At 49.5% G+C, this 22,155-nt stretch carries 18 protein-coding genes, 2 other RNA genes and 1 pseudogene; 13 read left to right on the forward strand and 8 right to left on the reverse strand.

Going from position 1 to position 22,155, the window contains the following annotated elements; translation table 11 throughout:
- Window positions 1–136: 136 nt before the first annotated feature.
- Window positions 137–2,737, reverse strand: a pseudogene (locus ACUVQO_RS04000) (AMP-binding protein).
- 417 nt (window positions 2,738–3,154) lie between these two features.
- Between ACUVQO_RS04000 and ACUVQO_RS04005 the strand changes: the two are divergent.
- Window positions 3,155–4,297 carry a hypothetical protein gene (locus ACUVQO_RS04005; protein WP_445924602.1) on the forward strand — a complete coding sequence of 381 codons (1,143 nt, stop codon included), beginning with the start codon at window positions 3,155–3,157 and terminating at the stop codon, window positions 4,295–4,297.
- A gap of 103 nt (window positions 4,298–4,400) precedes the next feature.
- Here the strand turns inward: ACUVQO_RS04005 and larE are convergent, their stop codons facing one another.
- Entirely contained in the window at window positions 4,401–5,225 is an 825-nt protein-coding gene (gene larE / locus ACUVQO_RS04010) for an ATP-dependent sacrificial sulfur transferase LarE (protein ID WP_445924603.1), read from the reverse strand.
- Between the two features lie 106 nt (window positions 5,226–5,331).
- On the opposite strand from larE, the gene ACUVQO_RS04015 reads away from it, so the two are divergent.
- Both ACUVQO_RS04015 and patD read left to right on the forward strand, forming a co-directional pair.
- The gene (locus tag ACUVQO_RS04015) at window positions 5,332–6,270 is read left to right on the forward strand and encodes a glycine betaine ABC transporter substrate-binding protein (protein WP_445924604.1); all 939 of its coding nucleotides are present in this window, start codon (window positions 5,332–5,334) and stop codon (window positions 6,268–6,270) included.
- A 56-nt stretch (window positions 6,271–6,326) separates the two neighbouring features.
- Window positions 6,327–6,683 carry a heterocyst frequency control protein PatD gene (gene patD, locus ACUVQO_RS04020; RefSeq protein ID WP_445924605.1) on the forward strand — a complete coding sequence of 119 codons (357 nt, stop codon included), beginning with the start codon at window positions 6,327–6,329 and terminating at the stop codon, window positions 6,681–6,683.
- On the opposite strand, the gene ACUVQO_RS04025 is transcribed toward patD, so the two are convergent.
- From ACUVQO_RS04025 to ACUVQO_RS04035, 3 genes are all read right to left on the reverse strand, one after another.
- Window positions 6,677–7,759 carry a homogentisate phytyltransferase gene (locus ACUVQO_RS04025; RefSeq protein ID WP_445924606.1) on the reverse strand — a complete coding sequence of 361 codons (1,083 nt, stop codon included), beginning with the start codon at window positions 7,757–7,759 and terminating at the stop codon, window positions 6,677–6,679. The two genes, patD and ACUVQO_RS04025, sit on opposite strands and share 7 nt — an antisense overlap.
- A 137-nt stretch (window positions 7,760–7,896) precedes the next feature.
- Window positions 7,897–8,433 carry a peroxiredoxin-like family protein gene (locus ACUVQO_RS04030; protein ID WP_445924607.1) on the reverse strand — a complete coding sequence of 179 codons (537 nt, stop codon included), beginning with the start codon at window positions 8,431–8,433 and terminating at the stop codon, window positions 7,897–7,899.
- Between the two features lie 206 nt (window positions 8,434–8,639).
- Window positions 8,640–8,957, reverse strand: coding sequence for a hypothetical protein (locus ACUVQO_RS04035; protein ID WP_445924608.1), 318 nt, complete (start codon window positions 8,955–8,957; stop codon window positions 8,640–8,642).
- Between the two features lie 655 nt (window positions 8,958–9,612).
- Here ACUVQO_RS04035 and ACUVQO_RS04040 point away from each other — a divergent pair.
- Together ACUVQO_RS04040 and ACUVQO_RS04045 are read left to right on the forward strand one after the other, a co-directional pair.
- Window positions 9,613–10,110 (forward strand): crossover junction endodeoxyribonuclease RuvC, encoded by a 498-nt coding sequence (locus ACUVQO_RS04040; protein ID WP_445924609.1) that lies wholly within the window; start codon window positions 9,613–9,615, stop codon window positions 10,108–10,110.
- 15 nt (window positions 10,111–10,125) lie between these two features.
- Entirely contained in the window at window positions 10,126–11,127 is a 1,002-nt protein-coding gene (locus ACUVQO_RS04045; RefSeq protein ID WP_445924610.1) for a zinc-binding dehydrogenase, read from the forward strand.
- 22 nt (window positions 11,128–11,149) lie between these two features.
- Here the strand turns inward: ACUVQO_RS04045 and ACUVQO_RS04050 are convergent, their stop codons facing one another.
- Entirely contained in the window at window positions 11,150–12,355 is a 1,206-nt protein-coding gene (locus ACUVQO_RS04050) for a hypothetical protein (RefSeq protein WP_445924611.1), read from the reverse strand.
- A 111-nt stretch (window positions 12,356–12,466) separates the two neighbouring features.
- Window positions 12,467–12,852: a transfer-messenger RNA gene (gene ssrA / locus ACUVQO_RS04055) on the reverse strand.
- Window positions 12,853–12,902: 50 nt separating this feature from the next.
- On the opposite strand from ssrA, the gene ACUVQO_RS04060 reads away from it, so the two are divergent.
- Window positions 12,903–13,388 (forward strand): chromate transporter, encoded by a 486-nt coding sequence (locus tag ACUVQO_RS04060; RefSeq protein ID WP_445924612.1) that lies wholly within the window; start codon window positions 12,903–12,905, stop codon window positions 13,386–13,388.
- Window positions 13,333–14,115, forward strand: a complete 783-nt coding sequence (locus ACUVQO_RS04065) for a chromate transporter (RefSeq protein WP_445924613.1) — start codon at window positions 13,333–13,335, stop codon at window positions 14,113–14,115. The genes ACUVQO_RS04060 and ACUVQO_RS04065 overlap by 56 nt, the downstream gene beginning before the upstream one ends.
- A 57-nt stretch (window positions 14,116–14,172) precedes the next feature.
- Here the strand turns inward: ACUVQO_RS04065 and fabI are convergent, their stop codons facing one another.
- A complete protein-coding gene (fabI, locus tag ACUVQO_RS04070) occupies window positions 14,173–14,949 on the reverse strand; it encodes an enoyl-ACP reductase FabI (RefSeq protein WP_445924614.1) in 777 nt (258 codons plus the stop codon).
- A 392-nt stretch (window positions 14,950–15,341) separates the two neighbouring features.
- Here fabI and ntcA point away from each other — a divergent pair, with 392 nt between their 5' ends.
- The 6 genes from ntcA to ACUVQO_RS04100 all read left to right on the forward strand — a co-directional run bounded on the left by ntcA (window position 15,342) and on the right by ACUVQO_RS04100 (window position 22,032).
- Window positions 15,342–16,013 carry a global nitrogen regulator NtcA gene (gene ntcA, locus ACUVQO_RS04075; RefSeq protein WP_445924615.1) on the forward strand — a complete coding sequence of 224 codons (672 nt, stop codon included), beginning with the start codon at window positions 15,342–15,344 and terminating at the stop codon, window positions 16,011–16,013.
- A gap of 119 nt (window positions 16,014–16,132) precedes the next feature.
- On the forward strand, window positions 16,133–17,473 hold the full coding sequence (locus ACUVQO_RS04080; protein WP_445924616.1) for a DUF3084 domain-containing protein: 1,341 nt from the start codon (window positions 16,133–16,135) through the stop codon (window positions 17,471–17,473).
- 31 nt (window positions 17,474–17,504) lie between these two features.
- Window positions 17,505–18,716, forward strand: coding sequence for a magnesium/cobalt transporter CorA (corA, locus tag ACUVQO_RS04085; RefSeq protein ID WP_445924617.1), 1,212 nt, complete (start codon window positions 17,505–17,507; stop codon window positions 18,714–18,716).
- Window positions 18,713–19,510, forward strand: a complete 798-nt coding sequence (locus ACUVQO_RS04090; protein WP_445924618.1) for a hypothetical protein — start codon at window positions 18,713–18,715, stop codon at window positions 19,508–19,510. The genes corA and ACUVQO_RS04090 overlap by 4 nt, the downstream gene beginning before the upstream one ends.
- 134 nt (window positions 19,511–19,644) lie before the next feature.
- Window positions 19,645–20,094, forward strand: an RNA gene (gene rnpB / locus ACUVQO_RS04095) — RNase P RNA component class A.
- Between the two features lie 105 nt (window positions 20,095–20,199).
- Window positions 20,200–22,032, forward strand: a complete 1,833-nt coding sequence (locus tag ACUVQO_RS04100; protein ID WP_445924619.1) for an aspartate kinase — start codon at window positions 20,200–20,202, stop codon at window positions 22,030–22,032.
- The last annotated feature ends 123 nt before the right edge of the window (window positions 22,033–22,155 follow it).

Raw genomic sequence — 22,155 nt, forward strand, 5'->3', positions numbered from 1 at the left:
GCGTTTATAGCGGCAGATGCTTGGACACCAGATACTGTTGTCATAAATAAACCTGATTCAGGGATTTCATCATGAGTTGCCAATCCTGAAAAAGGCCAACGCTAGCTCAGAAGAAGCGATCGTTCTGTCCAGGAAACTACCTATTTTGTGACCAAAACTTTTCCCGTTCCTGCAGTTGCTCGACTGGTGGAGTAACTTTTGCCTGTGTTCTTAGTTTGCGGCTTGGTCGGATGCGTACTATATGAGACCAGCAGGCAAGATAAAGCTTCCAGGTAATAGCCCCACCAACAAGAGCAAAAATTACCCCCATCCAGGCATGGTTGCCAAAAATTTTCTTACTCAGTGAATGGAACTGAAAGTGAGACAGATAGATGAACAAGGAGGCGCTGGCAACCTGAGAGATGGGCGATTTCAAAATGGTTGGCACCTTGATCCAGGGGAGCCAGATCAGCAATAAACCACCATAGGTGAGAATTAGATAGGGAGTTTCCAATCCAAAATTGAGTGCAACCGCAGCAAGGAAAGCTACTGACAAAATTAACTTGGACAATGGACTTTTCAACGTCTGAGCACCGATACCGAAGGCAAATAACCAGAGGAGCATGTGAGGTACTCGATTGTACAATAGATTAGTATCCCAAACTACAGGACCAATCTGGTTTGACAATAGAGAAAATCCTATTAAAGCAATAGAAACGCTTTCCTGACGGGTATTAGATATGTACCTTCTAGGGATTAAGCTGATTACCAGTGCACCAATCAATAAGATTTGTATATAAACTTCAATAAACCAATAAGAAAGGCCTTGATTGGCGTTGGCCTGAATCAGATTAGAGAATAGCAGTAGGGATGGAAGATGCAGCTTGCGGAACACTATCTGCTCGATCAGAAGATAGGCAATAGTCGGGATTGCAATGGTTGCAGCGAGTGCTAGCACCGGTCGAGGTGATCCTGTGGCGATGATATTGGGAAGCTGGAATCGGGAAAAATTAAAGCCAGCAATCATCAACAACAAGACAGCACCTGTTCCCCCGTAATCAAAATCTGTGAGGTGTCCGATCACGATCAGCGAAATGGCAAGGCAGCGCAGGAAGATTTGTGGCTCGATTTTTTGCCAAAGACGTCTCTTTCCTTGCTGCTGCTCCAGGTCGCGCAGGCTTAGCTCATACCAGTTTGGCGGCAAATTGCTGATGCGCTTTTCCAGTTCGATCATCATGTCGATATAGTCTAAGGATGTACCGCCAAGGCTGACGAAAGATGCCCCTGGTGTAATCTCTTGGTTGGGGAAACGTGCAGCAAAGATATCTCGAACGGTATTTTGGGGCGCTTTTTTAGCCTGAGCCGCGATCGCCGCATCCAGTTTTTGAGCTTCCTGGTCAGCCAAACGGCTTACTTCACTGAAGTCAATCTTGCCATTTGCTTTCCGGGGGATCGCTTCTATCACACCAACATGAATTGAAGCTGCAGGTAAACCCAGCCAATCTGCAACCGACTCGCGAATGAGGGGAACATTGGTTGCCGTGGTCGTCAGGATCCACAAGGTATCATTGCGACCTGTGCTAACGGCAATGTAGCCATGATCAAGTAACCAACTATCAACCTCATCCAGACTAATTCGCAATCCGTATAGCTTCACGAAGCGCTTTTTCCGGCCAACAATATAGTAAAGTCCGTTGCTGGTTCGACGGGCCAAGTCTCCTGTTCGTAATTCCGTGAGATCATAGCCACGAGAGAGGTCGGCAGCACTGAGCGCATAGCCCATCATCACATTGTCGCCTGTATAGACCAGTTCACCAGTTTCGTCTGGGTTTTCAATTTCATCTCCCTGATCATTGATTAGCCGAAATTTACCCCCTGGAATAGGAATACCAATACAGTGAGGATTGGCTAATGCCTGGTCTGGCGGCAGATAAGCCATCCGGGCTGTTGCCTCGGTTTGGCCATACATGACAAAAAATTACCAGCCTTCTTTCTGGCTTTGCTCAGCTAATGCTTTGACACGGTGGGGTTCTAACCGTCCGCCAGCTTGTGTGGCATACCGCAAAGTCTTACGATCGGCTGTTTTTACACCGCTTTTTTCAATCAGGGCATAGCTATGAGGGACACCTGCAAAACTTGTACAACGACTTTCATCAAAGAGTTGCCAAAATTCTGGTTCAGCGACGGACTTCTGCGTTAAGACTAGCGTTGCTCCCGCTAATAAGTGCGAGTTGATCACTGAAAGCCCGTAGGAATAATACATGGGCAGGGTTGTAGGTGCCCGATCGTCTGCACGAATAGCAAGATATTCGACGATCGATCTCGCATTGGCTTCAAGCGCTTTGTACGACAACCGAATCGACTTTGCCGTTCCAGTTGAGCCAGAGGTTGAGAGGATAACCGCTAAATCAGGATGTAACTGAATTGTCGCTCCTGATTGATGAATAGTGACTTGATTGGCAGCGGGATCAACGTAATATAAAGCGGAAAATTGAGTCTGCAGTTTCTGGTTAACTTCAGGCTGTTTTGAGGCGACTAGCATCGCTGGACAAGCAGCACGAAGAGCGCTCAGGTACGCAACAATCGAATTTAATGAATTTTCGCATTCAATCAGAGCAACTCCTCGGCCTGCTGAAAAACGGGATTTAAATTCTTCAATTAATCGATCTAGTTCCTCGTAAGAAATACGTAGCCCGTCTTCAGTCAGAATGGCCAGTCGATCGTGAAAATGAGAAAAAGATCCAAACATATTCATCATGTAACGATTCAAGAACTCTGGCTAGCGGTCAAAACAGCCTTTGCAAAACATCAGCAATTAGCCCAAACGCAGAATCAGGGCTAAAAGAAAGCTATAAAATTCCCTAATCGGGTCATTTCGGGTTTTGCAATGCTGCGCTGGGAAGCAGCATCAGAGATTACGTGAGTTTTTCAAAAGCCATACATACTGCCTCAAATCAGGATGCATTTGCCCATGCTTAAATAAAACAGCAATCGGGATTAATCAGTAAAAACATCAGGAATTCTTCTTCTAATTCACATCAATTGATTGGAATTGATGAAGTTTTGTTTAAGCAGGCACGATTTCTCTGCGAATCCCTTGGGTGGATAATCAAATGCGTCGATCGCAGATTCTGCGTGTAACATGGCTGCCAGAGAAAACCATGAGGGAGTTACTATGTCAGCGGCGCAAAGCGAGAATCGTCTAGATTCAAGGATTCAAGGATCCAGTCGGTTGGGTTGGAGCATGGGCCTGGCGATCGCCAGTTTGCTCTTGCTGCCAGCCGTGAGCTATGCCCAAATGCAGGCACTGCCACCGCCACCTTCAGTACCCGGTAGTTTCCCTCCACCCGACACCAATCCAGTTCCTTTGCCATCCATGGCTCAACCGATGCCTGCACTTCCGGCATCTCCTGCTCCAGCAGCCTATCCTGCCGGGGGGCAGGCGACTACTGGCTATTATGGAGGGGCTTATCAAGTGATCGTCTACGGAGCCAGCCCATACCTGTTGCGGCAGATCAAGTTTCTGGAACCTAATGCTTCCATGCAGATGTATCAGGGACGACAAGTGATTGTAGCGGGTACATTTGATAATCCGGCAGCGGCTCAACAACGGGTTTTGGCACTCTCAGATTATGGGATTGGAGCGCAGGCCATTTCTGCCAATATGGGAGGCAGCGGACAACAGATGACAGGAATGTCATTTCCGATGAGTAATGGGATGGCTGCTCCTACGGGGAATCCCTTCAATTCATCGCCGATCTCGCCAACCGCAAACACATCCTCCAATCTATTTCCTAACGCGGCTCCGACAGCTTTTGGAACTGTGCCAGTAGCGCCTGCCCCAACAGGAATGCCAACCAATACTTCTCCAGATGCCTCTATCAATGCGCCGATAACGCAACTGCCACCGACAGGGCCAACAAATTCCTTGCCGAACGCTCCCATGGATGGATCGGTTGTTGCACCACCGCTCGGGATGCCGATCGATGCTTTACCGCCAACGGTGCCGATGAATGCTCCGATAGGAAGTCCATTTCTGGGAACGGCAACGGTAACTCCACCAACCACAGCTATACCAGGGAATGCTAATCTGGCAGCTCGTTATGAGGTTGTAATCCCGGCACGAACCGAGGATTTTAATGCGATCACCAATCGTCTGATGGGTATGGGGGTTAGCCCTGCGGCAATTCAGGGCAGAGAGAAGCCCCGTGGCCCTCATGTTGTTGTTGGCCCTTATATGCAAGTGAGGGAAGCAGAAGCGATGAGCAAACTCCTGCAATCGAATGGCATGGATGCCAGAGTTTTCTACGCCCGATGAGAATCACAAATCCTCTGGATTCACACCTGACTCTTTCAATTTGGCTGCTAATTTGTCAGCTCGTTGGCGCTCCTGCTTTACCAATCTAGTAATGCCGTGCAGATTAGCCTGCATTGGTCATTTGCAGAACCTGGTTGAGTTTGCCACTGCGGAATCCTTCCAGATCTAGCGTCACATACAGGAAGCCGAGGGATTGGAATTGGGCGACCAGTTGGGGGAGGTCGATCGTAAGGATAAACTCCTTAATTTGTTCCGGGGGCAACTCGATACGGGCAGTGTCGCCTTCTGAACGGACTCGCAGCGTTTTCAGGCCTAATTTACGCAGGTAAGCTTCCGCTCTTCCGACCCGCTGCAGTTTAGCCATGGTGATCGCCTCACCGTAGGGAAATCGGGAACTGAGGCAAGGTTGGGCAGGTTTATCCCAGCAAGATAAGCCTAAATATTTTGCCATCTCCCGAACTTCTAGCTTGGAGATCCCGACTTCAGCCAATGGCGATCGCGCTCCCCGTTCCTTGGCCGCCTGGATTCCCGGTCGGTAATCGGTTAAATCATCGGCATTCACGCCGTCCACAACATAGGGATATCCTCGCTCTAACGCTAAGGGCTTCAGGGTGTCGTGCAATTCACTTTTACAGAAATAGCAGCGATTGGTGGGATTGGCAGCGTAATTGGGATTTTCCAGTTCGTGGGTTTCCACCAGTTCGTGAGCGATCCCAATTGCTTGCGCCTGAATGCAGGCTTCTTCCAAATCCTCTGGTAGCAGGGAGGGAGAAACCGCGGTAACGGCTAAGGCGCGATCGCCCAACATATCCCAGGCAACCTTGGCTACCAGCGTGCTATCAATTCCTCCAGAGTAGGCAATCAGTGCCCGATCCATTTCAGCAAACAGTGCTCTCAGTTGTTCTAGTTGTTGTTCCAGCTTGGTCAAGCCCATCACGCTCCCATGCAAACGGTTATTTGATATATTTCAACCTTAGCGTTTTGGGCTATGCTTTGTTATCACCAGGAGTAATCACCGAGTAGAACAGACGATTGTGAACCGATTTGTTGCTTTTGGGTTGTTGTCCGTGACCCTGACCCTGACGATCGCGGCCTGTCACTCTAATTTCACTACGGCAGGCAATGCGGATATTACCGTGGCCTCCAAGGACTTTACAGAGCAGGATATCCTGGGAGAGTTACTAGCGCAGCAAATTGAGAACAAGACAGGGCTGAAAGTCGATCGCAAACCCCGATTGGGCGGTTCCTATGTCTGTTATCAGGCGATCCTGGCTGGCAAAATTGATGCCTATATCGAGTACACAGGGACGGCAGCAACCGTTAGCAAGCTGTTTGAAAATCAAAAGATTCCCGCCGATCCCAAAGTGTTATTTCAGCAATTGCAGCAGGGCTATGCTAAAAACTTCAAGCTGGCTGTGATGCCGGGATTGGGCTTTGAAAATACCTTTGCGATCGTGATTCGGGGGGATGAAGCCAGACGATATAACCTGCAAACCCTATCTCAGGCGGCTCAATATACTCCCCAATGGCGAGCTGGTTTTGGCTATGAGTTTTCTGAGCGGCAAGATGGTTTACCAGGGTTGGCAAGAACCTACAATCTTACCTTTGCCAAACCGCCTCAGATTATGGATCTGGGTCTGATTTACCGGGCGCTATTACAAAAGCAAATTGATCTCACGGCAGGCAACTCCACTGATGGTCAAATTGCGCGTCTCGGCTTTGTGGTTCTACAGGACGACAAACGCCATTTCCCACCTTATGAAGCCGTGCCGATCGTGCGAGAGGAAACATTGAAGCGCTATCCTACTCTGGCTCCGGCGATCGCCGAACTGCAGGGCCTGATCACCGCTGATCAGATGCGTCGTCTGAATTACGCAGTGGAAGGAGAATTGCGGGATGTCAAAGAGGTTGTCCGAGAGTTTCTGCAATCCCAGCAAGGAACTGAGGCATCTCTCTCATCTGGTTCAAATTGAAGCAGGAGGTAGCCCTGAACAGGGTATGTTTAAGATATCCTAGTTATCTCCATGAGATGTTACCTTCCGTCTATCAGCCGCCCTATCAGCACTTGCAACAGGCAATAGAGGAGTTACAAAAGACTCTGATTGGTCCTTTAGATGCTTCTCGCGTGAAAAGCGCGATCGCTACATTACAGACCTATTTCCAGACTGAAGTTTGGAACCTGGATTTACAGCGTCTAGAACCGGAACTGCAGCATCGATTGCAGTCGATCAATGTAGAAATTGACAAGCAACTGCGGTTATTGAAGATGGACGCACTATTTCTACAAGCCGCTCGGCAGGAGAATACTCTTCAGCAACGACAGCAGCAAATTTGCGATCGCTTATCGCTACTGCTGCACTATTGCAATAGTGTATTGGCTCAGTGATAGCCGTACCAGTGCAATAAACAGGTAATGGGAAAGATCAAATACTCGACAAAAAACAATTTCCAGATGAATTGATAGAAACGACTGATCGATGTTTTATCCTGCAAATCGACCTGGAAACTGCGCTGCCAAAATAACCCAAGCGCCAGTAAATGAGTGATGACCAGTATCCAGGAATTGGCTCCTGGTAGGCCAACCAATCCCGCCAAGATCATGCCACCGTAGGCTACTGTCAATACCCAGCGAGCCAGATTAAAAACTTTCTGTTGACCTAGTCTGAGGGTAAAGGTGCTGATCTGGTACTTGCGATCGCCCTCCGCATCAGGAATATCTTTGAAAATGGCGATCGCAAATGTAAACATCAGAATAAACAAGGTCAACGCCAGCACAACGGGTGGCAACGAGAAGGCAAGGTTTTCCCAGAATGAGAACCCTCCCAATTCCCGCTCTCCACTCCCTGCTGCCCAATCCCCCATTTCCAATCCCCGCTCCCTAACGGAATTGAAATGCAGGAACAATCCCACATTTACCACCAGACCCCGCACGGTAAAAATGCACAATGAGGCTAAAAAGGGGAACCGTTTCAGACGCATAGGTGGTAAGGAATAGGCCGTTCCCAGGAGCAAGCTGATACTCACCATTGCCAGCAGATATGGCCCCTGTAACCAGGCCAGTCCTATCGCCAGCACTCCCATCACCAGCACGATCGCAATCGCTAGTGGACGGGAAAATTCCCCCGATGCCAGAGGAAGATGGGGTTTGTTAATGCGATCGATCTCGACATCTTCCAGTTGATTCAAGCCCACGATGTAGACGTTGCCGCCGAGGCAGGCGAGGAGAGTGGGGAGGAGAGATTGGGGATCGAGGAGCAGGGGGGTGATGGCTCTGGACCATGCGTTGCTAGTAGAGAGGGCGACCAGATAGAGGCCGAGGACGCTGAGACTAGTGCCAATGATGGTGTGAGGGCGGGAAAATTTCCAGAAAGCACGCAGCCACAGGAACGGTTGTTGGGCGAACTGAAGTGGGGCAGACAGAACAGAAGGGGAAGAAGGGGTTTTAGAAGAAATCGGGCTCATACATCCCTGCTGATATCAGTTACGGTTTACATCATTGGTCAGATTCTGCCTGTTTTTTCAGATTCAATTTGAACTTCATCCAGGTTCAGAACCGTAGTTTCTCCTATGGAAACCTCAGTTCTCCAGGCAAGCCTGGTTTATACCTGAACCGCCAGCAGGGTTTCTACACTGGCATTATGGTCTAAGAATGAAAACAGATGCTTGTAACGTAATTGACCCTGGCGATCGAGGACGAATTGAGCTGGCAGGGGTGCGCCTAATGCCTGGCCTGTTTGGTAAGCCCGAAATACCTGGCAACTGGGGTCACTGAGGAGGGGCATTTGCAAGCCTAAATCTCGCACGACAATCTGGCTCTGTTGCTCATCGGTGCTGGTGATCATCAGCAGTTCAATGTTGCGATCGCGCAATTCTGGATAATGCTCATTCAGGGCTTTGATATGAGGGAAGCAGAAAGGACAGTACTGCTTCTCGGTAAAAATGCGTGTGAATGCCAGAATCACGGGTTGTTGCTGTTGATAGCTAGATAACTGAATGGTGCCACCCTGGGTAATATTGGGCAGCACAAAGTCTGGGGTGGTCTTCCCATAGCTCAGATCATTACTGGGTGGAATGGGGAAGAAGTTTTTGAAGAAGCGATCGTTAATTAGCCCACTGAAGTCCGTTGAGGTCAGCATAGGAATAGAAAATTTTTTATGAAGAACTATTTCTTCATATATCTTAACCTAAGCTTGGGTGAAATTGACTTCCATTGGATAGGCTGGTCTTTTTGAGGGGAAATTGATGATTAGATGCTCCCCGTCGTATAGGTGGCTAATAGCCATACGTCTTGAGGAACAAAAATTAGCCAGAATATTACAAAGCAAACTGAGGGGCATGGAAATTATTTGCCTACCTTGCTCAGGAAAGCAATCCACATATCATTAGGAGATGAGTAATACTCTAATTTCTGGATTCGATACTTGTTAACGACACCTGCTGGCGCTAACAGGATATAGTCCCCTACATTAACGCCTCTTCTTTGAGCCGTCATATATCCTCTATTGTCGGTTTCGCCCAGTTTGTCAAAACTGTAGTCCACTCCAGGAACTGCACGGCTGTAATCAAAAGTTCTGGCTGGTCTGGGCTTCATATCGCTGATCCGAGGCAGCCAATGAATCCAACTATTCTGTCTGATATCGATCGCGCATCCACTTACCATGACTAACACCTTGGCTAATAGGTTCTACTTAATTGCTCTACATTTCAGATCAAGAATGCCCCTTGTTGCCTTGATTGCAACGACTTGGTGGCTTTACTGATGTCAAGGTTGATGATATTCAAAATGGTTAATCATCATCTTGCTTTACCTGGGTTGCATTCCTGTTGCACACGTATTGCATTTCAACTTATCTTTGCAACTGATTGCCTGCAAAACCGTAGTTTCTCTGAGGAGGAAACTTAGTTTTCGCGATGCACCGGGTTATGGTAATGCGGCAGAATTGGTAGATTCCCGAAGAGCAAGGTTGATGTGGTTGTTTTTTCAAGTTAAGCGTTCAATGCTCTTCTTTTTTCTGATTGATTTGGTTCGACTGATATAGCCAGAAGAAAAGTACTTCAGCTATTTACAAGTCACGGTTTCAGCACCTATGTTAGGAAACTTGTAGCCAAATTACCTCAGCTATTAGACGTGCTACAGGAAACTTCTGAAAAGACTACACCGGAGAGTTTTGCGAGTCCAGGATAGGTTAGACCAGTTTTATGGCTGTCCAGTTTGAACCTTGAATATCACGAAATCTTATCAGACAATCTCTGGAACCAGTAGTACTATTGCTCTATAACCAGAGTGTCAGAAAGGTTTATTTAACAGAAGCTCCATGAATCTTTTCGAGGATTTAAACAGTTGCATCATTTTGGGGATTGATCCGGCAATCGCCAGCATTGGCTTTGGCGTCATTCAAGGCGATCGAGCGCTGGAATATGGCGTGATTACCACTGTTGCCAATGCGCCAATGTATGAACGTCTAGATCAAATTCGGGCTGATATCCAGGATTTATGCAAACTGTTTACGCCTCAAGTGGCCGCTCTGGAAATGCCGTTCTTTGGGCGAGAAAATACCAATGCGAATAAAGTATTACGGGCAATGGGAGTGATTGAACTGGCTCTCGGTGACTGTGGATTAAGAGAGCCGATCTTTCTGCATCAATCTCAAGTGAAGGCAGCGGTCGCTCAGTATGGAGCTAGCAAATTTGAGATGAAACAGGCGGTCATGCAGATCTTTGGCCTACCAGAACCGCCTTCGCCAGATGACAGTGCAGATGGGCTGGCAATCGCCTATGCCGCTCAATGTGGCGCACGGGCTAATGTTGCCTGAAGTGAGGACTCTGCAATGACCACTTACCGGAAGCTGGTTGCCAAGAAGTTGAGCCAGGATTTTCAATCAGCGATTGCGATCGCAGAGTGTCCAATTCCGGTTCTGTCACCCCATGAGTTGTTGATTCGCAATCGGTTTGCAGGGGTGAATGGTGGTTTTGATACGCTAGTCTGTCGCGGCAAAATTCCCTATGTCAACCTGAATCCTCCGTTTGATCTGGGAGTGGAAGCCGTGGGAGAAGTCGTTGCAGTTGGGCAGGCCGTGTCTACCGTTCAGGTTGGGGATGCGGTTGCTACGATTCATCGGGGAGGCGGCTACCGGGAATATCAGACTGTTCTGGTGGAACAAGCGATTAAAGTGCGAGCCGCGACACCGGAAGTGCTCACTCTGTTGCCGACTGGAGTTTCGGCTCTGGTTGCTCTGGAACAGGTGGGCGAAATGACGAGTGGCGAAACAGTCCTGGTGACAGCAGCGGCAGGAGGAACAGGCCATATTGCCGTACAACTGGCTAAACGCGCTGGAAATCACGTCATTGGCACCTGTGGATCGCAGGCAAAGACCGCATTGTTGCAGGCATTAGGATGCGATCGCGTGATTCGCTATCGCGAGGAAAATCTAGGTGAAGTGTTACAGCAAGAATATCCCAACGGTGTTGATCTGGTGTTTGATTGTGTGGGCGGACAAGTATTTGATACCTGTGTGGAGCATTTGGCAATTCGGGGACGACTGGTGGTTGTGGGGTTCATTTCTGAGTACACCAGTTCCTTTGAGATGGTGACCCAGCCCCGAATTTATCAAAAACTCTTCTGGAAAGCCGCTTCGGTCCGGGGATTTCTCATGCCCCACTATCGGGAACATTTTGCCAGTGCCTGCGATCGTCTGCTGGAACTGTTTTACAACGCAAATCTCAAAGTTGCTGTAGATCCAACAGAGTTTCGAGGACTGGAGGCGATTCCCTCAGCCGTCAAATACCTGTTGCAGGGCCGAAATTGTGGAAAAGTGGTTGTGCAGCTTTAAGGCCGCAGCTTGGGGTGGGAAGTTAACCCTGCTTTTGGAATAATTGGCTGATTCCCCGTATCCACCAGGCTTCATAGCGGAAGGCCAGGAAGGCGATCGCGGCAGCCAGTAAGCAACCCAGCAAAAACATATTGGCGATCGCTGATAAATCCACTCCAAAGTATTCGTTAGCGAGAATGACAAAATCGTTATCAATCATGCCGCCGATGCCGCCCTCATACCAGGCACGGAAATCGGCATCGTGGCTGAGTTGCCAGGAAAACTGCATATCACTGAACAATGTGAAGAAGCCCAGCATGGCATAGATCGCCCGATCTCCAGGAATGCGACAGAAGTAGCCACTGGTAGAGAAGTAAAGACAGACTGCGATCGCCACCAGTTCCATGCCATGTCCCATCAAGGTAGACAGCATGGTGTTGGTGCGTGTTAACAGACAGACGGTATAAACCAGGGTGAGCAGTACCAGGATCCCTTGCAATCGCGGGTAGGAGCGGCAGAGGTAAATGAGAAAAGCAATTCCCAGGTAAATCAGGACAATCAGCCATAGCGATTGACCGAACACCAGTGTAATCCCTCCACCAAAGAGAAGATTCACGCTGGGAATAGCCGGACGACCAAACAGCCAGTGAGTCACGGCATGGCCTACCTCATGTACCAGGATCAAAAATCCATGAAAGAGTACTTTCAGTGGCCCCAGAACGAATAGCATCACCGCCAGCATGAAGCCCGTCAACAGAGCGCTCATACCTCTTGCCTCGATCGTCCTGGGTTGTAGAGACATTGGGGAAGTGAGGATTCGGCTGGTAAGGGGGTAAGTTGATTCTCGATCGCTCGTTTGCAGATGACTGTGGGATTCCTCCTCCACAGGTTGGGCCTCTACAGGTTGGATTGGCTGCAGGGATAATTCGGTTTCACGGTCGGGAGGGGAAGTTGGCCCTTGCAGGAGCCGCACTTCTGTCCAGAGGGGTCTGGTCGCTCCTGGTTGCCGCCCATAGACCTGAATTGAATTAATCCGCTCTGGTTGTAATCGCTGCATTCTCTGATGAATCAGGGCGATCGCCTGACTCTGGTCTGGCAAGGGTTTCCCTTCCAGCAAAATCTTTAAACAGGAACCCTGCAACTGTACCTGCACGATCACCCTTTGCTTGTGAAAAGCTCGATTCAAAAGCGTTGCGATCGCGATCGTGTCTCCTCGCTTTGCTAACCTCACCAGGTTGGACTGCGCCATAAATGATTCCGCCTTCCGACTGCCACTCACCTATTCAGCCCGGAAAGCATGCTTTCAGAACATTCTTAAATTCCATCCCTATTGTTGGTACGGCTAATGAATGAGGATAAGCTATGGAGCTGACGGGAGTCGAACCCGTGTCCGCCTTGGGTATTAGTACACCGTTCATTCACAGGTTTAGCGCCTCTAACCCTCAGCGCAGGAATCGTCTCTTATCCCGGACGATGGGATGCTCTGGTAAGGTCTTAGCCAGATACCGACCAGAGGCGGTGGTCTGGCGCATCCGTTGAGGTTGGTCCATCATCCTTAACGGAGTCAAATGACGGACGCTCGAACCGTTAGAGGTGTTTAGGCAGCAACGAGTGCTTGCTTACGAGCAAAAGGTACGATGTTGTTCGCATGTACGTTGTTTGAGCCATTGATTTACGAGAGGTAGCCCGCTCTCGACCTGCATCACGATGTAGCGTTCGCCAAAACGTCGAAACCGTTACAGCCCCGCGGTGTCTATCTCCATATTACACAAAACACAAAAGACTAGGAGAACTCCGTGTCTGAGGATATCCGAACACCCCAGGAAGGGCCAGAACCCATTGCTTACTCCGCGTTGTTCCACCGAGAGCAACGGCAGCGGCTCATAGAACTGGCAACTCTGTTTTTGCGATTGGGGACGATTTCCTTCGGTGGTCCAGCCGCCCATATTGCCATGATTCATCAAGAAGTGGTCGATTGCCGTCGCTGGATGAGTCAGGAAAAGTTGTTGGATTTGCTGGGCATTACCCAACTGATTCCGGGGCCAAATTCCACGGAACTGGCCATTCATGTCGGCTATGAACGGGGGGGATGGCGTGGCTTAGTGATTGCCGGAGGTTGCTTTATTCTGCCTGCTATGCTGCTTGTCTGGGGGTTGGCTGGGCTTTACCAGCAGTATCAAAGTCTGCCTGCCTCAAGTAGGATGGCTGCTGTATGGGATCAAGCCTGTGATCATTGTGGTTGTGGTTCAAGCTGTGTGGAGTTTGAGCAAGAAAGCGATTAAGGATGGGCCTACGCTGCTGGCAGATATGGTCGCGATCGCTGCCTATTTCATTCGAGCAAACGAAATTCTGGCTTTGATGTTGCTGGGGCTGGCTGTCATGCTGGTCAAAAACTGGCAAATCCGCCACTCCAGCCTTCACTCCATCCTAATGCTAGTTTCCGGGATGCTGGCTCAAGCAGGAAGTACGGCAGCTACTGGGGCAGTCGTGAGTTGGGTGAGTGTGTTCCTGTTCTTTCTCAAAATTGGGAGTGTGCTTTATGGCAGTGGCTATGTGTTGCTGGCCTTTTTGCAACAGGAGTTGGTGGAACGCAACCAGTGGCTCACCTCTCAACAGTTGTTGGATGCCGTGGCGATCGGCCAGATTACCCCTGGGCCTGTCTTCACTACGGCCACCTTTATTGGCTATTTGCTGGCTGGCAATGCGGGAGCGCTCGCCGGAACGATCGGTATTTTTCTGCCAGCATTTGTGCTGGTGGGAGCGGTCTATCCCTGGGTACTCAGGTTGCGTCAGTCTTCCTGGGCCAGTAACTTCCTGGATGGCCTGAATGCAGTTTCTTTGGGACTGATGGCCGGAATTACCTATACCCTGGGACGAGCCGCCTTAGTGGATGGATTAACTCTGGTTGTGGCTATTTTGAGTGCGATCGCCGTATTTCGTTTCAAAATTAGCTCCGTCTGGTTAGTCTTGGCCGGAGGAGCGATCGGGTTGGCATCTCATCTGTTGTGACGACCTGGAAGTCGGGATTTTCAAACTCGACTTCCAGAAACCCGATTTCTATAGCACTCAGGCCATACCTAAAATTTCGTATCCCGCATCGACATAAATAATCTGGCCGGTGATGCCGCTAGATAGATCGCTACAAAGAAAGGCAGCGGTGTTGCCCACTTCAGTTTGAGTGACAGTACGGCGCAGGGGAGCTACTTCTTCCACGCGGCGAATCATATCGAGAATGCCACCGACGGCAGACGAGGCGAGCGTTCGAATGGGGCCAGCGGAGATACCATTCACCCGGATATTTTGCGGGCCAAGGTCAGCCGCCAGATAACGTACACTCATTTCCAGTCCGGCTTTGGCAATGCCCATCAGGTTGTAGTTGGGAATCACGCGCACACCTCCCAGGTAAGTGAGGGTAACAACGCTGCCACCTTGCGTCATTAACGGTTTGGCGGCTCCGCAGAGTTTCACCAGGGAATAGGTACTGACATCGAGAGCCGTGGCAAATCCCTGACGCGAGATGTCTGAAAAACTGCCCGTTAAATCTTCCTTGTTGGCAAAGGCGAGGCAGTGGATCAAAATGTCTAGTCGGCCCCATTTGTCCTTAATCGTATCAAAGATGTCCTGAATTTGAGTGTCATCCTGCACGTTGCAAGGCAGGAATAGACTGGGTTGGACGGGTTCTACCAATTCGGCAATTTTTTTCACCCGCCGTTCTTCGTCTGGTAAGTAGGTGATTCCAATGTTCGCTCCGGCCTTATGCAATTGCTGGGCGATCCCCCAAGCGATCGAGCGGTTGTTAGCGATCCCCGTTACGAGGGCATTTTTTCCTGTCAAGTCCAGCATAGATACCTAGTGTTAAGTTAGGAGCCATTAAGAGAATACTCAAAGATGGGACACAACGGTCAAACCAATCGTTTTCGGTTAATATACTGTTAATCTTGAGGTATTTAGCTTCTGTCAGGCAGTAGGGCTACTCCTGAACCTCTGGCAGCGCGATCGCTAACTGCCTGACCTTGACAGCAAACGCTTTACTCTGGTTACGGCTCAAGTTGCGTATGATCCGCCTCAGCCTTGAACATTAAGGGTTCTAGTCGTTTGAAAAGCAGCCAAAAAGCTGAAATCTGTAACAAGGAGCACAAAAAACGGCACTGGAGTAAGTTTAAGTATTCTAAACTACAGAGTTTTATTAAACGAGTCAACAGTTGTGAGCAATAGGACGCTCCGAGTAGGGGATCATGGTTGTGACGCAAGATAAACCATTGGCATCGGTATTCCGTCAGATGGGAGGTGGAGCTTTTCCGCCAGTCGTCGAAGCCTTTGAGCGTGGAAAGACGATCTTTTTTCCGGGTGATCCAGCGGAACGGGTCTATTTTCTCCAAAAGGGAGCGGTGAAACTGTCACGGGTTTATGAGGCTGGGGAAGAGATTACTGTAGCTCTGCTCCGGGAAAATAGTGTGTTTGGGGTGTTGTCTCTGATTACAGGGCATCGCTCGGATCGCTTTTATCACGCTGTAGCGTTTACGCCCGTCGAGTTGCTGTCTGTTCCCATTGAGCAGGTGGAAAAATCGCTGAAAGACAATCCGGAGCTTTCCATGTTACTGTTGCAGGGGTTGTCGTCCCGGATTTTACAAACCGAGATGATGATCGAAACGCTAGCTCACCGGGATATGGGATCTCGCCTGGTTAGCTTTTTGCTGATCCTGTGCCGCGATTTTGGGATTCCCACTAAGGAGGGCATCACGATCGACCTCAAGTTATCTCATCAGGCAATCGCAGAAGCAATCGGCTCTACCCGCGTTACCGTTACCCGCCTTCTGGGCGATCTCCGTCAGGACAATATGATCTCCATCCACAAAAAGAAAATCACAGTCCATAATCCAGTAACCTTAAGTCAGCAGTTTACTTAGTTGTTCCCCTTCGCTCCCCATTTCATGTTCAAACCAACTGAATTCACAGTAGGGTAGGCTGTAGATACACTGCCCCAGACTGGATGTTTTGTCAGGTGCAGCAGGTGTTGGGAGCGTAAATGTCCAGCGGGCTAATTCTAATTCTGGCGATTTTAGTCTTAGGTGGAGTGATTGCCACGATCGGCGATCGCATTGGCACCAGGGTGGGCAAAGCTCGCCTCAGTTTGTTTAACCTGCGCCCTCGGAGAACGGCAACGCTGATAACGATCCTGACAGGAACGGTCGTCGCCGCTTCTACACTGGGAATTCTGTTGGGCTTCAGCGGCCCCTTGAGAACGGGCATCTTTGAACTGGAATCGATTCAACGGCGACTGAGAAAAACACGAGGTGAGCTGGATACGGCTAGAGGACAACTGGATGCAGTCAACAACCAGAAGCGGCAGATCGAAACGGAACTGAATCAGGCACGGTCTCAGCGACAGACGGCGGAGAAGCAACTCCAGGAAACTAATCAATCTCTGCAGAGTGCGATCGTGGAGCGTAACAAAGCTACCTCCAGTCGTCTGCAAACCCAGGCTGAGCTTGAGCGCAACCAGCGACAACTGGCGACTGTCTCCGATCAGGTGCTACGGTTTCGAGCGGATATTGAGCAACTGAAGGCCGAACGCCTGCGGGTAATTGCGGAAGGGGAGGAAGAAATTAAAGCCAAAAATGCCGTGATTCGGGAGCGAGAGGAACAACTGAAGAGCCTGGAAGCTCAGCAGGATTATCTGGTACAGGAAATTGCCCGCTTGGAACGGGAAGCAGAGGGACTGCGGCGGGGCAATGTGGCTGTTCAGCGCGGACAGGTACTGGCTTCAGCCGTCGTGCGGATTGTAGATCCAGCAATGGCTCAGGTGGCAGTAGATCAACTCTTACGAGAAGCGAACCGCAATGCTATCCAACTGGCGCGACCAGGCACGCAGGAACAGCAACAAATCATTCAAATTACCAAAGCCGAAGTTGAACAACTGGTGAGGCAGATTGATAATGGTCGGGACTATCTCGTGCGGATTTCTTCGGCAGCGAACTACTTGATCGGGGAAGCTCCTATTCAAGTGTTTGCAGAAGCGATTCTTAACCAGGTGGTGTTCCAGCCTGGGGACGTAGTGGCTGCTACCTCCCTGAATCCTGCTACGATGAGCGATGCCCAAATTCAGCAACGGATTAATCTCTTACTGGCTGCGGCGGGGTTTCGGGCACAACGGTTGGGAATTGTGGCCGATACGGTACAGATTGGCCGGGTGCAGAATCTGATCGCTTTTATCGAGAAAATTCGAGAGTACAATCAGATGATTGAACTCCGCGCTGTGGCGGCAGAAAAAACCTTTACATCTGGCCCTTTGAAAGTTGAATTTGTGGCGGCTGACAATGGCAAAGTCTTACTGCGATCGCAGGACAGATCGCAACCACAGAACTAATTCAAACCTGACAACTTTGAGGTGAATCAGTATGGTGGACAATCGCCCACGCTCCTTTAGTGTGCCAGTGGTGAACAGCGAACTGGATGAGGACGAATCCTACGTGGATTATTTTTATGACAATCCAGGAGATGTTCCTGGCACCCTCGATATTGATCCTGAGGCACCCCCTCCCATCATCGTGCTGATTGATTATAACGAAGCTCACGCGACGCGGCAGGAATTAGAAACTCCAGAAGAAATTACTCCCTATCTAGACAGTACATCTGTTTCCTGGGTGGATGTGAAAGGCTTAGGGAGTGAAGAGATTTTGCAACGCCTAGGTGATGTCTTCTCCTTACATCCTCTGGTGCTGGAAGATGTGGTGAATGTGCCTCAGCGGCCTAAAGTGGAAGAACACGACGATCAGCTGTTAATCATTGCCCGAATGGTGACACTGCGGGATGATGGCAAAAGTTTTGAAAGCGAGCAGGTGAGTTTTATCCTGGGCAAACATTACTTGCTCAGCGTGCAAGAGGAACCCCGATATGACTGTTTTGGCCCGATCCGTGATCGGATCCGTACCAGTAAAGGAGCAATTCGGAAAAATGGCCCCGACTACCTTGCTTATGCTCTGATCGACTCCATCATTGATGGTTTCTTTCCCGTATTGGAGGTCTACGGGGAGCAACTGGAAGAACTGGAAGACGAAGTGGTTGAAAGCCCAACCCGCCAGACCTTGCAGAAAATCCACGATCTGAAACGGGAACTGCTAACCCTGCGACGAGCCATCTGGCCTCAGCGGGATGCCATCAACTCCCTGATTCGAGATGGCAGTCATCTGATTAGCGATGAAGTCAGGATCTACCTGCGAGATTGTTATGATCACACAGTGCAAGTTCTGGACATGGTGGAAACCTACCGCGAGCTGGCTTCCAGTTTGATGGATGTATATTTATCCTCCGTAGGTAATAAAATGAATGAAGTCATGAAATTTCTGACTGTCATGTCCTCTATCTTTATCCCCCTCACCTTCGTTGCCGGAGTTTATGGCATGAACTTCAACCCGGAGAAATCGCCCTTCAATATGCCAGAACTGAACTGGTATTGGGGATATCCAGTGTGTCTTGCGGTGATGTTTGGCATTGCCACTGCCCTGATTGGTTTCTTCCGTCAAAAAGGTTGGTTTGAAAACTTTTCCAGCCTTCAGGGCAGTCCTGCTGTCTCTGCGAAAAGGATTGTCTTTCCACTAGGTCGCCGATGATGTTGCTCGACCCGACTCTATGGATGATTTATTTGGTCTGTTGCGAGGACGAAAAGCAGGCCAAATGGATACTGTTGGAACTTCCCGATGCTATTTTATTAACGACTTATCTGGTTCTGATTGGTGTTGCTCTATTTAAAATAGCTAACAGCTTTAATGATGAATATACCGTCAAGTTAGATGAAGACTATCTCAAAACGCAACTAGAGAATCAGCAATTGCAAGATATAATTGGCATCAGTTGTAATTTTGATAAACGATATGAAATGAATAAAAAAGAGAAAGATAATATTGATAAATTTAAACAATTTAGTATCGATATTGAGAATAAATCCAGTACTCATTCTATTTATGTTGATTGGGATTATTGTGCATTAACGAATTTAATGGGGCGATCGCGCCGAGTGACCCGCCTCGTACCGGGCAGCACCCTGGATCTGTTTCAAATTCAACCCTTTAGTAGCATTGCTCCAAAAACCACCTTAAAAGAAACCATTACTGCTGAGGATGTCCTGAAACGTAACGAATCTAAAGATTCCCCTGTCGCGTTGAAGATAGAAGTCGATAAACCCCTGCTGGACTTTAATGCGCTAAAAACGAGCAAAAAAGCTGCTGAAAAACGGCGATTTGTTCGTTTTGTCGAACAAGTGGATTCCCTGGAGATCTTTTTAGATCTGGCCCTTCGTTTCATCGGGCCAACGTCCCTGATAGATGGCGATCGTACCCAAATTCGCTGCCGCCTGGAACTAAAAAAACTACCCTGGAAAGCTGGCTTGCCGTGGAATCCAAAGTAGGGGAGTTGAGAGTTGAAAGTTCAGAGTTTTGAGTAAATTCCACGCTAAAAGCCATCTTTCTCCTGCCTGATTGCGATTACCACTTCCCAATCCCCATTTCCTGATCCCCATTCCCGATTAAACTGAAATTGAGAAGAGTAGGCGAGACGGTTGCGGATTGTGCCAACAGTCCGAGGAAAGTCCGGGCTTCCGAAAGACCAAACCTGCTGGGTAACGCCCAGTGCGAGCGATCGTGAGGATAGTGCCACAGAAACATACCGCCAAAACCAGGGACTCGGGACTAGGAATGGGGGACTTGGGACTCCCCTAAGACCTAGCACCTAGGACCTAGGACCTAGTTAGGTAAGGGTGCAAAGGTGCGGTAAGAGCGCACCAGCAGCATCGAGAGGTGCTGGCTCGGTAAACCCCGGTTGGAAGCAAGGCCGCAGGAGCAACGGTTGGTCTTTTCCCCGCTCCGGTAAGGATGTACTGCATCTTTACGAGTCCGCTTGAGGCATCTGGTAACAGATGATCCAGATAGATAACCGTCCCCTGGTTGCACCGCAATTGGGAGAACAGAACCCGGCTTACGTCCTGCTCTTCTCACATTAAAGGTTTAACGGTCGAGAGGCTGATCTTGAGGTTTAATGAATACTGATTAATGATACCTGGAGTTGAGCAGGCTCATATATTGGGTTGGTGAAGCGGCTATGGCATTAGTAGTTCAGAAGTATGGGGGTACGTCAGTTGGTACGGTGGAGCGGATTCAGGCCGTGGCTCAGCGAGTTAAACGTACTGTAGAGGCTGGCAATGCTGTAGTAGTGGTGGTATCAGCGATGGGCAAAACCACCGATGGCCTGGTTAAACTGGCAAGTGAAATTTCCGCTAACCCCAGCCGTCGGGAAATGGATATGCTGCTGTCTACTGGGGAGCAGGTGTCAATCGCTCTCCTGAGTATGGCCTTACAGGAATTGGGACAGCCCGCTATTTCACTCACAGGTGCTCAGGTAGGAATTGTCACGGAGGCGGAGTATAGTCGTGCCCGGATCCTGCGGATTGAAACTGATCGCCTGAATCGTCACCTGGCGCAGGGAGAAGTAGTCGTTGTAGCAGGATTTCAGGGAATTAGCAGTACCGATGACCTGGAGATCACGACTTTAGGACGGGGTGGATCAGATACGTCAGCGGTAGCTCTGGCTGCAGCCCTCCATGCCGATTACTGCGAAATTTATACCGATGTGCCGGGAATTCTGACTACAGATCCACGCTTGGTGCCAGATGCCCAATTAATGGCTGAAATTACCAGTGATGAAATGCTGGAACTGGCGAGCCTGGGAGCAAAAGTGTTGCATCCTCGCGCCGTGGAAATTGCCCGTAATTTTGGTGTGCCGCTGGTGGTGCGCTCCAGTTGGACGGAGGATCCGGGAACCTGGGTGATTTCCCACGCGCCGAGTGGACGATCGCTGGAAGGGTTGGAACTGACCCGTGCCGTGGATGCCGTGGAATTTGATACCGATCAGGCAAAAGTTTCTCTGCTGCGTGTTCCCGATCGTCCCGGTGTCGCCGCCCGCTTGTTTGGCGAGATTGCCACCCAGGATTTGAATGTAGACCTGATTATTCAATCCATCCATGAGGGCAATTCCAATGACATTGCCTTCACCGTGGCCAAAGACTCTTTGAACCGGGCGGAAGCGGTTGCCAATGCCATTATTCCCGCTCTGTATGGTGGAGTTCCAGTGGCGACGGATGCAGAAGTGATGGTCGAGCAGCAAATTGCCAAAGTTTCGATCTCGGGCGCAGGCATGATTGGCCGCCCCGGTGTGGCCGCGCAAATGTTCTCCACCCTGGCCGCAGCAGGAGTGAATATCCGCATGATTTCTACCTCAGAGGTGAAAGTCAGTTGTGTGATTGCTGAGGAAGATTGTGATCGGGCGATCTCCGCCCTCTGTCTGGCCTTCGATGTCAATACTTCTCCCGTTGATCAAGAGGCTGCCCCCATCCAAAATCCAAAATCCAAAATCCAAAATTCCCCCCTCCCTCCCGTTCGCGGTGTAGCCCTGGATCAAAAGCAAGCACGTTTGGCAATTCGTCATGTCCCCGATCGACCAGGGATGGCGGCTCGGATTTTCCAACTGCTGGCCGATCATAATGTCAGTGTAGACATGATCATTCAATCCCAGCGATGCCGCTTAGCCAACGGTGAAACCACTCGTGACATTGCCTTTACTGTTGCCCAAATGGATGCGGAATCTGCGCGTCAGGCTATTGTAGCTGCGTCTCCTGATTTAGGATGCGGTGAGGTCGTGGTGGATCCGGCGATCGCCAAAGTCAGCATTGTAGGGGCAGGGATGGTGAACCAACCCGGAGTGGCCGCGCGGATGTTTGCGGCGCTCGCCCAGCATCAAATCAATATTCAAATGATTTCGACCTCTGAGATTAAGGTCAGTTGCGTCGTGGCTGAAGCGGATGGAGTGAAGGCGTTACAAGTCATTCACGATGCCTTTGAACTCTCTGGCAACCAAAAAATTCGAGTGCCTGCTTAGCTTGCAGCAACTCTCTGACAAATAAAAATTAATGCTGAATTACTTCTGTTGCAGTACCTAAAGGATTTCTTTGGCATTTCTTTTCGTTTGCTTGTTTAAGTCGCTTTTAGGGAAGCTTAATTT

It is taken from the genome of Leptodesmis sp. (genome assembly GCF_052746595.1).

Excerpts from the sequence above, each read along its gene's own strand:
- ACUVQO_RS04005 (WP_445924602.1), top strand. The coding sequence starts at position 3,155 with ATGTCAGCGGCGCAAAGCGAGAATCGTCTAGATTCAAGGATTCAAGGA.
- patD (WP_445924605.1), top strand. The coding sequence starts at position 6,327 with ATGTTACCTTCCGTCTATCAGCCGCCCTATCAGCACTTGCAACAGGCA.
- ACUVQO_RS04025 (WP_445924606.1), bottom strand. The coding sequence starts at position 7,759 with ATGAGCCCGATTTCTTCTAAAACCCCTTCTTCCCCTTCTGTTCTGTCT.
- ACUVQO_RS04030 (WP_445924607.1), bottom strand. The coding sequence starts at position 8,433 with ATGCTGACCTCAACGGACTTCAGTGGGCTAATTAACGATCGCTTCTTC.
- ACUVQO_RS04035 (WP_445924608.1), bottom strand. The coding sequence starts at position 8,957 with ATGGTAAGTGGATGCGCGATCGATATCAGACAGAATAGTTGGATTCAT.
- ACUVQO_RS04040 (WP_445924609.1), top strand. The coding sequence starts at position 9,613 with ATGAATCTTTTCGAGGATTTAAACAGTTGCATCATTTTGGGGATTGAT.
- ACUVQO_RS04045 (WP_445924610.1), top strand. The coding sequence starts at position 10,126 with ATGACCACTTACCGGAAGCTGGTTGCCAAGAAGTTGAGCCAGGATTTT.
- ACUVQO_RS04050 (WP_445924611.1), bottom strand. The coding sequence starts at position 12,355 with ATGGCGCAGTCCAACCTGGTGAGGTTAGCAAAGCGAGGAGACACGATC.
- fabI (WP_445924614.1), bottom strand. The coding sequence starts at position 14,949 with ATGCTGGACTTGACAGGAAAAAATGCCCTCGTAACGGGGATCGCTAAC.
- ntcA (WP_445924615.1), top strand. The coding sequence starts at position 15,342 with ATGGTTGTGACGCAAGATAAACCATTGGCATCGGTATTCCGTCAGATG.
- ACUVQO_RS04080 (WP_445924616.1), top strand. The coding sequence starts at position 16,133 with ATGTCCAGCGGGCTAATTCTAATTCTGGCGATTTTAGTCTTAGGTGGA.
- corA (WP_445924617.1), top strand. The coding sequence starts at position 17,505 with ATGGTGGACAATCGCCCACGCTCCTTTAGTGTGCCAGTGGTGAACAGC.
- ACUVQO_RS04090 (WP_445924618.1), top strand. The coding sequence starts at position 18,713 with ATGATGTTGCTCGACCCGACTCTATGGATGATTTATTTGGTCTGTTGC.
- ACUVQO_RS04100 (WP_445924619.1), top strand. The coding sequence starts at position 20,200 with ATGGCATTAGTAGTTCAGAAGTATGGGGGTACGTCAGTTGGTACGGTG.